The organism is Paenibacillus sp. BR1-192 (assembly GCF_029542445.1).
Lineage (GTDB): Bacteria > Bacillota > Bacilli > Paenibacillales > Paenibacillaceae > Paenibacillus_AQ > Paenibacillus_AQ lautus_A.
Map to the genome: position 1 here is coordinate 2,909,552 of NZ_CP120718.1, position 14,198 is coordinate 2,923,749.

General features: G+C 50.7%; 12 protein-coding genes. 10 read left to right on the forward strand and 2 right to left on the reverse strand.

Going from position 1 to position 14,198, the window contains the following annotated elements; translation table 11 throughout:
• Positions 1 to 131: 131 nt before the first annotated feature.
• Positions 132 to 776, reverse strand: coding sequence for a thiamine diphosphokinase (locus tag P0X86_RS13000; protein ID WP_009595987.1), 645 nt, complete (start codon positions 774 to 776; stop codon positions 132 to 134).
• A gap of 137 nt (positions 777 to 913) precedes the next feature.
• Here P0X86_RS13000 and P0X86_RS13005 point away from each other — a divergent pair, with 137 nt between their 5' ends.
• Both P0X86_RS13005 and P0X86_RS13010 read left to right on the forward strand, forming a co-directional pair.
• A complete protein-coding gene (locus P0X86_RS13005; protein ID WP_009595985.1) occupies positions 914 to 1,561 on the forward strand; it encodes a trimeric intracellular cation channel family protein in 648 nt (215 codons plus the stop codon).
• Between the two features lie 70 nt (positions 1,562 to 1,631).
• On the forward strand, positions 1,632 to 2,096 hold the full coding sequence (locus P0X86_RS13010; RefSeq protein ID WP_277748626.1) for a low molecular weight protein-tyrosine-phosphatase: 465 nt from the start codon (positions 1,632 to 1,634) through the stop codon (positions 2,094 to 2,096).
• A gap of 303 nt (positions 2,097 to 2,399) precedes the next feature.
• Here P0X86_RS13010 and P0X86_RS13015 read toward each other — a convergent pair whose 3' ends face one another.
• Complete coding sequence (locus P0X86_RS13015) at positions 2,400 to 3,128, reverse strand: alpha/beta hydrolase (protein WP_036665370.1); 729 nt, start codon at positions 3,126 to 3,128, stop codon at positions 2,400 to 2,402.
• Positions 3,129 to 3,384: 256 nt separating this feature from the next.
• Here P0X86_RS13015 and pdhA point away from each other — a divergent pair, with 256 nt between their 5' ends.
• The 8 genes from pdhA to P0X86_RS13055 all read left to right on the forward strand — a co-directional run bounded on the left by pdhA (position 3,385) and on the right by P0X86_RS13055 (position 14,151).
• Complete coding sequence (gene pdhA / locus P0X86_RS13020; protein WP_036665657.1) at positions 3,385 to 4,452, forward strand: pyruvate dehydrogenase (acetyl-transferring) E1 component subunit alpha; 1,068 nt, start codon at positions 3,385 to 3,387, stop codon at positions 4,450 to 4,452.
• A gap of 166 nt (positions 4,453 to 4,618) precedes the next feature.
• Positions 4,619 to 5,596 carry an alpha-ketoacid dehydrogenase subunit beta gene (locus P0X86_RS13025; RefSeq protein ID WP_009589183.1) on the forward strand — a complete coding sequence of 326 codons (978 nt, stop codon included), beginning with the start codon at positions 4,619 to 4,621 and terminating at the stop codon, positions 5,594 to 5,596.
• A 29-nt stretch (positions 5,597 to 5,625) separates the two neighbouring features.
• Entirely contained in the window at positions 5,626 to 6,948 is a 1,323-nt protein-coding gene (locus tag P0X86_RS13030; RefSeq protein WP_015734700.1) for a dihydrolipoamide acetyltransferase family protein, read from the forward strand.
• Between the two features lie 3 nt (positions 6,949 to 6,951).
• Positions 6,952 to 8,367: a dihydrolipoyl dehydrogenase gene (gene lpdA / locus P0X86_RS13035; protein ID WP_009589200.1), complete on the forward strand. Its 1,416-nt coding sequence runs from the start codon at positions 6,952 to 6,954 to the stop codon at positions 8,365 to 8,367.
• Between the two features lie 196 nt (positions 8,368 to 8,563).
• Positions 8,564 to 9,358 (forward strand): thymidylate synthase, encoded by a 795-nt coding sequence (thyA, locus tag P0X86_RS13040; RefSeq protein ID WP_192572335.1) that lies wholly within the window; start codon positions 8,564 to 8,566, stop codon positions 9,356 to 9,358.
• A 68-nt stretch (positions 9,359 to 9,426) separates the two neighbouring features.
• Positions 9,427 to 9,915, forward strand: coding sequence for a dihydrofolate reductase (locus P0X86_RS13045; RefSeq protein WP_277748627.1), 489 nt, complete (start codon positions 9,427 to 9,429; stop codon positions 9,913 to 9,915).
• 341 nt (positions 9,916 to 10,256) lie between these two features.
• Positions 10,257 to 11,744 (forward strand): glutamate synthase subunit beta, encoded by a 1,488-nt coding sequence (locus P0X86_RS13050; RefSeq protein WP_015734702.1) that lies wholly within the window; start codon positions 10,257 to 10,259, stop codon positions 11,742 to 11,744.
• A gap of 115 nt (positions 11,745 to 11,859) precedes the next feature.
• Positions 11,860 to 14,151, forward strand: coding sequence for a type IA DNA topoisomerase (locus tag P0X86_RS13055; RefSeq protein ID WP_213577924.1), 2,292 nt, complete (start codon positions 11,860 to 11,862; stop codon positions 14,149 to 14,151).
• Positions 14,152 to 14,198 lie beyond the last annotated feature (47 nt).

The window sequence follows — 14,198 nt, forward strand, 5'->3', positions numbered from 1 at the left end:
AGTAACAAAAAATTAAGAATTGCGGCTGATTCGCGAGTTCCAAACAAGAAAAAACCCTTGATATACAAGGGTTTTTCAAAAGAATTACGAGGTTAAATATTTTGCGATAAAAGATGACAAAATAGTAATGATTAGCGATCCTTGCTTTGAATAATGAGCAGCAGACCGCCTTCGATCCGAACCGTTCCTTTCTCCTCGGCCAGCCTGTTGCTGACCCCGAGCGACTGCCCCAATCGCAATGTGGCATCTTGGAGCGGATACTGAAAACCTTCGAGATAAATGCCGGTAACTTCCGTGGTGAGCGGCAGAAGGGAGACATATGTAAACCCTTTGTTCTCGACAAGACAGCTGGAGCCCGTCAGGGTAATAAAATTGTTTTCATCTAATATGGAACACGGGATATGATGCTGAAGGCCGCGTATGAGCATGTGGATATTGGCCAGCGTATGATCCAGGCGCGTGCCCGTAGCCCCCAGAATCATGATGGATTCAGGCGAGCGTTCCATAGCCAGCTCGAAGGCAAGCTCGGTGTCGGTCAAATTTTTATCGATCGGGTCACAATCGATGACCTTTCCGCTCATGGAGTGGACACGATCCATCTGCTCGGGCGGAATGGAATCGAAATCTCCGACGGACAGATCGGGTTTGATTCCATGTTCAATCAAGAAGAGAGCGCCGCGATCGGCTCCTATAATGAAATCCCCTTCTTGGACCTCATTCAGGAACCCCGTTGACAACTCCCCACCTGTGAAGATCAGGACGCGAGTGTGTTTCATTATATATTCCTCCTTTTTCGAGAGAATTGTCATTGAATTCTAGTATAGTGCAGTTTTCATGCTTGCACAATTTTAATAGGCGCGGCTACAATGTAGTATGTAAATTGACGGGGGAGCGGGGGAACTGAATTTTGGACATGCATGTGTTTGACGTATTCAGCATCATTGGCACCATTGCGTTTGCCATGTCCGGAGCTTTTGTGGCAATGGAAGAGGAATACGATATTTTGGGGGTTGTGGTGCTTGGATTGGTCACGGCCTTCGGCGGGGGTATTATAAGAAACGTCCTGATCGGCGTGCCGGTCACCACCCTGTGGGGTCAGGGAGATTTAATCATGCTGGCGATGATTTCGGTTTTCGTGGCGTTTGTACTGCCGCTCGGATTGATTCAGCATTGGAAGAAAACGGAGGCCTTGTTTGATGCGATCGGGCTATCCGCCTTCGCGATTCAAGGAGCATTATATGCTACGCAAATGAATCATCCATTGAGCGCGGTCATCGTGGCGGCTGTGCTGACAGGCAGCGGCGGAGGAATGGTCCGCGATTTGCTGGCCGGGCGGAAGCCGCTCGTGCTGCGCGACGAGATTTACGCGGTCTGGGCCATGGCAGCAGGTGTCGCTATCGGCTTAGGGGTCGCCACCAAGACCTGGCAGCTGTTGACCTTATTTGTTATAGTCATCGTTTTCAGGATGCTGTCCGTTCTATATAAATGGAGATTGCCCAGAAGGTCGCTGCACGCAGCCCAGTCTTCGGCAGCCAGCGGAAAAGAAGTCAGATCCGGTTAAAATAAGGTATGGAACAGATTAAATAAAATTTCTCGATTGCGATTCATCATAGCGTGGAGGTGGAAGGACCATGGTATCCGTTTTGTTTGTATGTTTGGGCAATATCTGCCGCTCGCCCATGGCGGAAGCGGTGCTGCGGCATAAAATTTTACAGCGCGGGCTGCAGGATCAAATAAGCGTGGATTCGGCCGGCACCGGGGATTGGCATATCGGCAGCATTCCCCATGAAGGCACGAGAAAGCTGCTCGACAGCTGGCGAATCAGTTATGAAGGAATGGTCGCGCGCAAGGTAGTCAGCGAGGACCTTGAACGTTTCGATTACGTTATCGGCATGGATGATTCGAATGTAACGAATATCCGCAAGTTAGCTGGAGGCGATCAGGCTGAGATCCTGAAGTTCATGGATTTGCTGCCGAACGAAAAATTGCGCGAGGTGCCCGATCCGTATTTCACCGGAAACTTTGACGAAGTGTACCGGCTGATTGATGCGGGGTGCGACATCTTACTGGACAAAATCATGGAAGAAAAGCTATAATCGATTCGAACAAGCGGTGAATCAGCCGCTTTTTTGAAGAACATCATTGAAAGCGATACCAAGAAGAACGGGCTGCTGAACATAAAAGATGAACAATGCACATTCCATAAAAAATGCGCGGTTGTTCATCTTTTTTTGGAGTGGGGCAGAAGCTGAGGGCGATCATCTCCTAGCTTTGCCTCACAGGTATTCTTTTTGCCAACGGATTTCAATCGTAACGCGTGGAGTCCCGAGTGGGACAGTTAAACCATTTTGCAGTAACAGGTCATTTATATAGCCCATGGATTTTGCCGATTCAAACATTTAACCAAGGAAGTACATAAGGGCAGCAGGGAGCTCTTTTTGCCAAAATCCCCAAAGGTGACGACCTTCTTTTTCAAGATATGATACGGTAGCACCCCGTTCTTCCAGCAAAGCCTTTGTTGAGCGATTTAATTCGACGAAGTTATAGACACCTGTATCGGTTGCGTAGTTGTCTTCTTGCAAGCCTACAATCATGTAAATGTTGAGCCAGGACAAATCACGCTCTTCCTGAATCATGTTCTGGGTCTTCTCATAGTAGGCCCCGGACAAGCTGATGATTCTTGTGAAAAGATGCGGATAACGCAAGGCCAAATGCACGGAGACGCTTCCCCCGAGGGAGTCGCCGGCAAGCACTCTTTCCGCAGGCTCTTTGCGCACGGGATATTTTTGCTCCACGAAGGGAATAATCTCTTCGGCGAAGCAGGACAGGTAAGCATCGAAGCGGTTGCCGAACGGCGCGTACTCCTCGGTTCGTACCTTGGTGTTCACTTCCACGCCCACAATGATGAACGGCTCCACGCCTTCTTCGAGGATGAGCTGGTTGGCCCAGGTCGCGATGCGGCCGAAGTTGAAAAATTCCTCTCCGTCCTGACAGTAAACGACGGGATAGCTGAGGATTTCATTGTATCCGGGAGGAAGATAGATGCGCAGCGTTCGAGTCTCCTGCAAAAACTTGCTGTCAATCACTTCTTTTACGATGGTTCGCTTCAATAAACGTTCATTCGTCATCATTCGTCACCTTTTTCGGGTTAGTTTTTGAAATGCGGTAAACAATAAGTTAAAATTACCCTGACATGTTGAAGTTGTCTGCTGTTCTATGATGTTTGTCATACTGTTATAGTATTATTCGTCAACTGTTATACATACAAACGTGAAAGAATATGAAATTTTATCCCGTATTTCTTTGACGAATGGAGTGAAACAGGTGTATAATAATTCTATAACAGCGGAACTTGATATTCAAATATTTATTGAGGTGAAAAAAATGACCAAGGTTCCTTATGAAGTATATACCGAGGAAGTAGGTACTCTATCTGTACTTTCCCCGGATGGCAAAATCGTAAACAAAGATCTTCTGCCTGAATTGTCGGACGATCAACTGAAAGAAATTATGTACCGTATGGTATTTACCCGTACTTGGGACGACCGCGCCGTAAACCTCGGCCGTCAAGGACGTCTCGGTTTCTACGCTCCTGTATCCGGTCAAGAAGCTACGATGGTAGGCAGTGAGTTCGCGCTTGAGAAAGACGACTTTATCTGCCCGGGCTACCGCGATATGCCGCAAATCGTATGGCATGGACTTCCGCTCTACCAAGCATTCCTTTATTCCCGCGGACATCAGCATGGCGGACAAATTCCCGAAGGCGTTAACGTATTGATGCCTCAGATCATCATCGGCGCGCAAATCCTGCATGCCATGGGTATCGCGATGGGCTACAAATTGAAGAAGCAAAAACAAGTGGTTATTACGTATACCGGTGACGGCGGCTCTTCCGAGGGCGACTTCTACGAAGGCCTGAACTATGCAGGCGTGTACAAACTGCCGGTCATCTTCTTCGTGCAAAACAACGGCTATGCAATCACGACTCCGTTCTCCAAGCAGACAGCAGCATTGTCTATAGCGCACAAAGCTGTAGCAGCCGGCATCAAAGGCGTTAAAGTTGACGGCATGGACGTTCTCGCGGTGATCAAAGCGGTTCAGGATGCTGCAGAGCGCGGCCGCAACGGTGAAGGCGCAACGCTGATCGAAGCCGTGACATACCGTTTCCGTCCGCATTCCTTGTCTGACGACGCTACGAAATATCGTACGAAGGAAGAAGAGGGCGAGTGGAACGAGAAGGATCCGATCGCGCGTCTTGCGAAGTACCTGGAAGCCAAAGGCCTCTGGACAGAAGAAGATACAGCTCGCGTGAAAGAAGAAGCGAAAGCGAAAGTCAACGAGCAAATCAAAAAAGCAGAACAAACGGAAAAAATGACGGTACCTGGTTTGATCGACAGCATGTTCGAGCAAACGCCGAAGCATTTGGAAGAACAGAAAGCCGATTTCCAATAAGAGTGACGGGCCGATGATTGTCAAAGGTTGATCCTGGATGATCATCCGGTTTGTCATGGGCGCATCAGGTCTTGTTTTTAAATAACGTTTAACATCGATATATAGCCTTATAAGGCATCACACTGGAAGAACAGTGAACTGTATTTCTTAAGGAGGAAATGAAGCAATGGCACAAATGAACATGAAAGAAGCGATTCGCGACGCCATGCGCGTTGAATTGAGCCGTGACCCTAACGTTGTCATCTTCGGTGAAGACGTAGGTAATGTCGGCGGTGTTTTCCGGGTAACGGAAGGCCTTCAAAAAGAATTCGGGGAAGAACGCGTATTCGATACGCCGCTGGCAGAGTCCGCTATCGGAGGTTTGGCGGTAGGTCTCGGTATTCAAGGTTTCCGTCCGATCGCTGAAATTCAATTCGTTGGATTTATCTTTGAGGCGCTCGACCAAATCGTCGTTCAAGCAGCGCGTATGCGTTACCGTTCCGGCGGACGCTACAACTCCCCGATCGTGTTCCGTACACCATTCGGCGGCGGGGTTAAAGCGGCTGAGCTGCATACCGACGCACTCGAAGGTTTGATCACACAAACCCCGGGTATTAAAGTTGTAGTACCTTCCAATCCTTATGATGCAAAAGGACTCATGATCGCAGCGATTCGCGACAATGACCCTGTATTCTTCATGGAGCACTTGAACCTGTACCATGCGTTCCGCGCTGAAGTTCCTGAAGGTGATTACACCGTTGAGCTTGGCAAGGCTAACGTGGTTCGCGAAGGAACGGACGTTACGATCATCGCTTACGGCCTGATGGTTCATACTGCTACGAAAGCGGCAGACGAGCTTGAAAAGAACGGAATCAAAGCCGAGATCATCGACCTGCGCACCATTTCTCCAATCGACATCGATACCGTGCTGGCTTCGGTTAAGAAAACCAACCGCGCCATCGTGGTTCAAGAAGCGCAGAAATCTGCCGGCGTAGCCGCAGAAGTAATCGCTCAAATCAACGAGAAAGCGATTCTCCACCTGGAAGCACCGGTGCTTCGCGTTACGCCGCCAGACACCGTGTATCCATTCGCTCAAATCGAGGACACTTGGTTGCCTACTCCGGCGCGTATCGTTGATGCCGTAAATAAAGTATTGAATTTCTAATAGCAGCAATTTCTAGGGAGGTTTTTCAGTTGGCAAAATTCGAATATCGTTTTCCAGAGCTGGGCGAAGGTTTGCATGAAGGTGAAATCATCAAAATGCATATCAAGCCGGGCGACAAAGTAACAGACGACGACATCATCATGGAAGTGCAGAACGACAAGGCGGTCGTAGAAGTTCCTTGTCCCGTGAACGGTACGGTTCAAGAAGTTTTTGCCAAGGACGGTCAAGTATGCCGTGTCGGTGAAGTGGTTGCAATCATCGATGCTGAAGGTGACATTCCTGAGCAAGAGGCTCCTGCCGAAGAGCAGTCCGCTCAAGAAGCCGACGCAGCGAAAGGCAGCGCAGATACGACGTCTTCCCCGGCTCAAGATGCTCCTGCTGACGCTAAACAAGGCGGAAACGGCGAAGCAGCGACGCCTGCAGCACCTAACCGTGAAGTTCTGGCTACGCCAAGCGTGCGCAAATTCGCTCGCGAGCAGGGCGTTGACATCGCACAAGTTCAAGGCTCCGGCAACAACGGAAAAGTGACCCGCGAAGATGTAGAAGCCTTCAAGAACGGTGGCGGCCAAGCAGCAGCAGCTCCGGCTCAAGAAGCTGTTTCCGAGACGAAAGCGGCTCCTGCAGCAGCATCCGCAGCGGTGGACACTCGCGCAGAAGAAGAGCGCGTGCCATTCAAAGGTATCCGCAAAGCGATCTCGAATGCTATGGTTAAATCGGCTTACACGGCTCCTCACGTTACGATCATGGACGAAGTGGACGTAACCGAGTTGGTAGCGTTCCGTACCCGAATGAAACCGATCGCTGAGAAGAAGGGCACGAAAGTTACGTATCTGCCATTCATCGTTAAAGCACTTGTTGCGGCAAGCCGTCAATTCCCTGCTTTGAACGCGATGATCGACGAAGAAGCGAACGAAATCGTGTACAAAAAGTACTACAACATCGGTATCGCCACGGATACAGATAACGGTCTGATCGTACCGGTTATCAAAGATGCGGATCGTAAGAGCATCTGGATGATCGCTGACAGCATCCGTGATCTGGCTGCACGCGGCCGTGAGGGCAAACTGGCTCCTAACGAAATGAAGGGCAGCACGATTTCCATCACGAACATCGGTTCCGCAGGCGGCATGTTCTTTACACCGATCATCAACTTCCCAGAGGTTGCTATCCTCGGTACCGGCCGCATCAGCGAAAAAGCGGTTGTGAAGAACGGCGAGATTGTAGCAGCACCTGTTATGGCATTGTCCTTGAGCTTTGACCACCGTATCATCGACGGCGCAACGGCTCAAAACTTTATGAACTATATTAAACAACTGCTCGCTAACCCTGAGCTGCTTGTTATGGAGGTGTAACTAATGGTAGTTGGAGATGCTTCTTTAGATATTGATACTCTAGTCATTGGTGCTGGTCCTGGTGGATACGTGGCGGCGATTCGTGCCGCCCAACTGGGTCAAAAGGTTCTGATCGTTGATAAATCGGAACTCGGCGGCGTTTGCTTGAACCGTGGTTGTATTCCTTCCAAGGCTTTGATCGCTGCAGCTCATCAGTTCGAATCCGCGAAGCATGCCGATGCATTCGGTATTTCCGTGGAGAACGTAACCGTTGATTTCGCGAAAACGCAGGAATTCAAAAACGGCGTTGTCAAAAAAATGACCGGCGGCGTAGCCGGTTTGCTGAAAGGCAACAAAGTGGAAGTTTTCAACGGCGAGTGCATGTTCATCAACGAAAACGAAGCGCGTGTATTCAATGATCATGAATCTCCGCGTTACCGCTTCAAGAACTGCATCATTGCTACAGGTTCCCGTCCAATCGAACTGAAGCCATTCCCGTTTGGCGGACGCATCTTGTCTTCCACCGAAGCATTGAACCTGCCTGAAGTACCGAAGAGCATGATTGTCATCGGCGGCGGCTACATCGGTGCCGAGCTGGGTCAAATGTACTCCAAATTCGGTTCCAAAGTAACGATCATCGAAGGTCTGGACAGCGTTCTGGCTGGCTTTGACAAAGACATGACAAGCCTCGTTACCAAGAACATGAAGAAAACCGGCATCGAAATTATCACAGGTGCTAAAGCTGAAAGTGCTGAGCAAAACGATAAAGAAGTTACCGTGAAATACTCCGTGAATGGCGAAACCAAAGAAGTAACAGCTGATTACCTGCTGGTTACGGTTGGCCGTCGTCCGAACACGGACGGAGAGCTTGGTCTGGACCTGATCGGCCTCGATATGGATGAGCGCGGATTCGTGAAAGTCGACCATCAAGGACGCACCAGCATTCCGCATATCTTCGCAATCGGGGATATCGTGTCCGGCCTGGCGCTTGCACACAAAGCTTCCTACGAAGGTAAAGTGGCTGCTGAAGCGATCTCCGGAATGCCGTCCGTCGTGGATTACAAATGTATCCCGGCCGTTGTGTTTACGGATCCTGAATGCTCCAGCGTAGGTTACACCGAAGCTCAAGCGAAGGAAAAAGGCCATAAAGTAAAAGCTGGCAAATTCCCTTACGCAGGCAACGGACGTTCCGTATCCTTGAACCATCCGGAAGGCTTCGTGAAAATCGTGGCCGAAGAGGGAACAGGGCTTATTCTCGGAGCGCAAATCGTGGGTCTGGAAGCTTCCAACCTGATTGCCGAGCTCGGCCTTGCTATTGAAATGGGCGCTACGCTTGAAGATGTAGCTTTGACCATCCATGCGCATCCGACGCTGGGAGAGATCGTTATGGAAGCGGCGGAATTGGTAATGGGTCATCCGATCCACATCATTGCCCGTTAATCCGTAGACGTATTTTCGAGTCATTATATATTCAGCCAGGAGGCAGAGAACGCGCAGGCGGTTTCTGCCTCCTGTTTTTTTATGAAGATATGCCAACGGATACCCGCCCTCTCCGGGCAGGGTTATTTTAAGCATCCCAATCATTCCGTGAACATGGTAGACTGAGGATATGAGATTTTAGTGAGGTGACTATGAGATGAAACAATATTTGGAGCTGCTGCAGGACATACTGGATCATGGCGTAGAGAAGGGAGACCGGACGGGTACGGGAACGTTGTCCGTATTCGGAAGACAGCTGCGTTTTGACCTATCCCAAGGGTTTCCGCTAATGACAACCAAGCGGATTCACCTGAAATCGGTCGTACATGAGCTTCTGTGGTTCTTGAGCGGCGAAACGAATATCCGGTACCTAAAAGAGAACGGCGTGCGGATATGGGACGAATGGGCGGATGAAAACGGGGATTTGGGTCCTGTCTACGGCTCGCAGTGGCGGGCATGGGAAACGCCGGATGGACGCCATATCGATCAGATCGCCAATGTCATCGATTCGATTAAGAATAATCCCGATTCCAGACGACATATCGTCAGTGCCTGGAACGTGGCGGAGATTGATAACATGAAGCTGCCGCCGTGCCATTTTGTATTCCAATTCTACGTGGCGGGCGGGAAGCTTTCCTGTATGCTTACCATGCGCTCGGTGGACAGCTTCCTCGGGCTGCCGTTCAACATTGCCAGTTATGCGCTGTTAACCCATATGGTTGCCCAGCAGTGCGACCTGGAGCCGGGTGAATTCATCTGGTCGGGCGGCGATGTCCATATTTATTCCAACCATATGGAGCAGGTGAGAACGCAGCTTGAACGCGAGCCATATGCGCTGCCGAAGCTGGTGATCAAGCGCAAGCCGGACAGCATTTTTGATTATGCGTACGAGGATTTTGAATTTGAGGGTTATCAATACCATCCGACCATTAAGGCGACGGTTGCCGTATAAGTTTAAATTGGGTTATGGAGGCTCCATGCGGTGACATCCATAAGATCAATGGAAGGAGAGACGGTGTAATGATATCGATGATATGGGCAATGGGCAAGGATCAGGTGATCGGGCTGAACGGCACGATGCCGTGGCGCTTGCCGCGGGATATGGCCTTCTTCAAGGAGAAAACCCTCCATAAAACGATCCTGATGGGGCGCAAGACTTGGGATTCCTTTGGCGGCAATCCGCTGCCTCACCGAAAGAACATCGTGCTGACGAGAGATGAGAGCTTTACGTTGACGGAGGATCAGGGCATCGTGATCCATGACATCGAGAACGCGTTACCCTATTCGAAGAATGAGGAACTGATGGTGATTGGCGGATCGCAGATTTATGAATTGATGCTGCCGAAAGCGGATCGTCTGTACTGCACGTTCATTGACGAGAGTTTTGAAGGGGATACGTACTTTCCCGAAGTGAACTGGGAAGAATGGAAGATCGTCGAAGAAGTTCCCGGCATCACGGATGAAAAAAATCCGTATGCCTACCGTTTCGTTACGTTTGAACGGAAATAAACAGCTCGATGGCACGATTCGGAGGGATAGACTTACCGCCTTCCGTCCATGTTGACAATGCTTTCATAGTAGGATAATACAAATGATCATGCATATAGTCCATTTAACAGGCGAAAAGCGAAATGCTACTATATTTCTAATGTTTATGCAAATGGCTGCTTAAATAGCCGCGAGTAGTGGGGATTCATGCTTTGATAAAAATTTTTTTAGCATAAATAGAAAAAATAAATCAGGCTGAAACCTGTTTCTTGGCTCATCTGACGATAGATGTCGGATGATTTATGATATGATAAATTGTACATGGTAATCAGCATGGATAGAACGGATGGGGGTAAAGCAGTATGTCTACACCAACAGGATTTATGGAATATCAGCGCCAGCTTCCGGCAGACCGGAGCCCGGCTGAACGAGTTAAAGACTGGGAAGAGTTTCATAAACATTTAGAAGAAGATGAGCTCCAGACCCAGGGAGCACGCTGCATGGACTGCGGTACGCCATACTGCCATACAGGAATCGATATGGTCGGCGGCACATCGGGCTGCCCGATCCACAACCTGATCCCGGAATGGAACAATCTTGTATATCGGGGCTTGTGGAGAGAAGCTCTGGAGCGTCTCCACAAAACGAACAATTTCCCTGAGTTTACCGGACGCGTATGTCCAGCGCCTTGCGAGGGTTCTTGTACCGTCGGCTTGATCGGGGAGCCGGTTACGATCAAATCCATCGAGCAGGCGATTATCGACAAAGGCTTTGAAGAAGGCTGGGTCGTTCCGGAGCCGCCCGAGAAGCGCACAGGAAGACGCGTAGCCGTTGTCGGTTCCGGTCCGGCAGGACTGGCGGCAGCAGCACAGCTGAACAAAGCGGGCCATTCCGTCACCGTCTACGAGCGTGCGGACCGCATTGGCGGCTTGTTGACCTACGGGATACCGTCCATGAAGCTGGACAAGGGCATCGTGCAGCGCCGTGTCGATCTGCTCGCGGCGGAAGGTGTCGAATTTGTCGTGAACACCGAGATCGGCAAGGATATTCCCGCCAAGCAGCTGATGGAAGACTATGATGCCGTCGTACTCTGCGGCGGTGCAACAAAGCCGCGCGAATTCAACATTGAGGGCAGTGATCTCAAGGGCATCCATTACGCGATGGATTACCTGAACGGAACGATCAAGAGCCTGCTGGATTCCGGTCTTGAAGACGGCAACTATTTGTCGGCAAAAGACAAGGACGTTATCGTCATCGGCGGCGGCGACACCGGCTCCGACTGCGTGGCCACGGCGCTGCGTCACGGCTGCAGCAGCGTTACCCAGTTCGGTACGCATAAACAGGCTCCGCTGCAGCGCGATCCGATTGCGAACCCTTGGCCGCAATTCCCGAACGTGTATACACTGGATTACGCCCACGAGGAAGCCAAAGCGCTGTTTGGCAACGATCCGCGGGAATTCTCCATCATGACCACGAAATTCGTCGGGGATGATGAAGGGAACCTGAAAGAGCTTCATACCGTTCAAATCGAGCGCATTGTAGATGAAACCGGCCGTAAAGTGTATCAGCCGATTCCGGGCACGGAAAAAGCGTTTCCGGCGCAAATGGCGTTCATCGCGATCGGTTTTGACGGACCGGAGCAGACGCTGGTAGAACAGCTTGGACTTGAAACGGACCGTCGTTCCAATGTTAAAGCGCCGTATGGCAAATATACGACGAATGTGGATAAAGTATTTGCAGCCGGCGACATGCGCCGCGGACAAAGCCTTGTCGTGTGGGCGATCAATGAAGGCCGCGAGGTGGCACGCGAGGTAGACAAATATCTGATGGGCGCGACCGTACTGGTTTAATCCTTCTCCTAAATATGCTATCATGAATATAGTAGTTAAAGGGACTTCGCGAGAGCGAAGTCCTTTTTGGAGTTAGCCTCCGCGCCAGGCTGCTCATCGGGGAGGAGAATGTCATTTGAAAACGTTGGTCATTGCCGAAAAGCCGGATATGGGACGGAATATCGCTGCGGTCATCGAGCCGCGGGCCAAGAACAACCGTACATATCTTGAAGGTGAGCAATACATCATAACTTGGGCTATCGGACATCTGGTTGGGCTGGCGGAGCCGGATGCATATGATCCGAAGTACAAACGCTGGAATTTACGGGACCTGCCTATCATTCCGGAGCAATTCAAAATCATCCCGAATCCGAAAACCAAGGATCAGCTGAAGGTCATTGGAGAGGTAGCCAAGCGCTGCAGCCATATCGTGAATGCCTGCGATGCGGGACGAGAAGGACAATATATTTTCGCACTAATCCAACAACAATTAAAACTGAAACAACCTGTAAAAAGACTATGGATCTCGGATTTAACGCCGGAAAGCATTGGCCGCGGCTTTGCGGAGCTTAAGGACGGCGTTGAATTCGAGAATTTAACGCAAGCTGCGCGCGCGCGCAGCGAAGCCGATTGGTTGATCGGCATGAATGCGTCGCGCGCCTTTACGACCCGCCATCAGACGTTGCTGTCGGTTGGCCGGGTGCAGACGCCGGTGCTGGCACTGATCTATGACCGGCAGAAGGAGATCGAAGCCTTCGAATCGCAAACGTTCTACGACGTGAAAGCTTTGTTCAAGCAGGATCAGCTGGAGTATGCGGGAACCTGGCAGGGAGAGCGGCTGACCTCGCAGGAGAAAGCAGAGACGATTGCAGCCAAGGTCCATGGAAAGAACGGCACCATCACTAAATATGAAGTGAAGGAAACGAAGGAATACCCGTTCAAATTGTATGATTTGACCCTGCTTCAGCGTGAAGCCAATGCCAAGTACGGTTACTCTGCCAAAAAAACGCTGGATCTTGCGCAAGCGTTATATGAACGCCACAAGGTGATTTCCTATCCGCGTACGAACTCCAACTATGTGAATGAACAGAATATCGAAGGCATGCACAAGGCCCTTCATATGCTCAAATCGACCTCGTATGCATCTATGGCCGCAGGAGCGGATCCGAACCGGGTGCACGTCAACAACAAAGCGGTATGCAATCCGCAGCGGGTTGAGGATCACCATGCCATTCTGCCGACATTAAAGCGGCCGGGCACGCTCAGCAAGGAAGAGCAGCATATCTACGATCTGGTCATCACCCGGTTTCTATCGCATTTTTATCCTCCGGCCATGTACAAGCAGCATACGGTGCTCACCGAGGTCGAGGGGGAAACATTCAAGACGGGAATCAAGGAGCTTTTGTCGCTTGGATGGAAGGTGTTGATTGCCCAGGATACGGAGAAGAAGAAATCCAAATCTTCCAAGAAGGGGAAAGAGGACGAGGAAGAGGAGAATCAGGAATGGAACGACCGTTCCTTTGACCTTACGCCCGACAAGCCGGTGCAATGCAAAAAATCCGAAGTGAAGGAAAAGGCTACCCAGCCGCCAAAAAGTTATACGGAAGGCACGCTGCTGAAGGCCATGGAAAGCGCCGGTAAGTCCATTGAGGATGAAGCGCTTCGGGATGCGATGAAGGATAGCGGTCTCGGAACGCCGGCAACCCGGGCAGCCACCATCGAGCGGTTGAAAAAGGTCGGATATATTACGATGCAGGGCAAAAAAATCACCGTAACGCAAAAAGGAAGAACGGCGGTGGAGCTGATCCGGCATGCCGGCGTCGAATTGCTGGCTTCGCCCGAGATGACAGGCCAATGGGAGCGGCGCCTCCACCAGATCTCCAAAGGCGAAGCTTCTGCTGACGTATTCATGCAAAACGTGCAGAAGTTCACCGTTTCGATCATAAACAAGGTATCCTCGCAGCGTCCGGCGCCTTCGTCGCTTTTCGGCGGAGATGAGGACAAGTCCAAAGGAAGAGGGAAGCGAAGCGCGTCTAAAGCGGCCCCAGCCTCGAAAGCGAAGGATGAGCGCACGAGCAAGCCCACTCCGAAATCAGCGCCTGCCGCTTCAAATGAAGCGCCGTCCGTACGATCTCCCTTGGGGCGCTGCCCAAGACCCGGATGTGACGGGCATATTATTGAAGGACGCAAAGGTTACGGCTGCGCGAATTTCAAAACCGGCTGCAGCTATGTCATCTGGAAGGAATTTGCCGGAAAACAAATTTCTCATGCGATGCTGAAATCCTTGCTGCTTCAGGGAAAGACCCAAGTGTTATCCTTTAAGAACGAGGACGGCAGCACGTATAAGGGCAGGCTTGTCCTTGCTGCGGGCGGTAACGGGCAGCTGGCCGTTCAGGCCGTGGACTCCAGTGCGGCCGTAAAATCGTAGGACGTCGAGGGTTACGCCAAAATAACGAGCCGATCCGGGATATTACT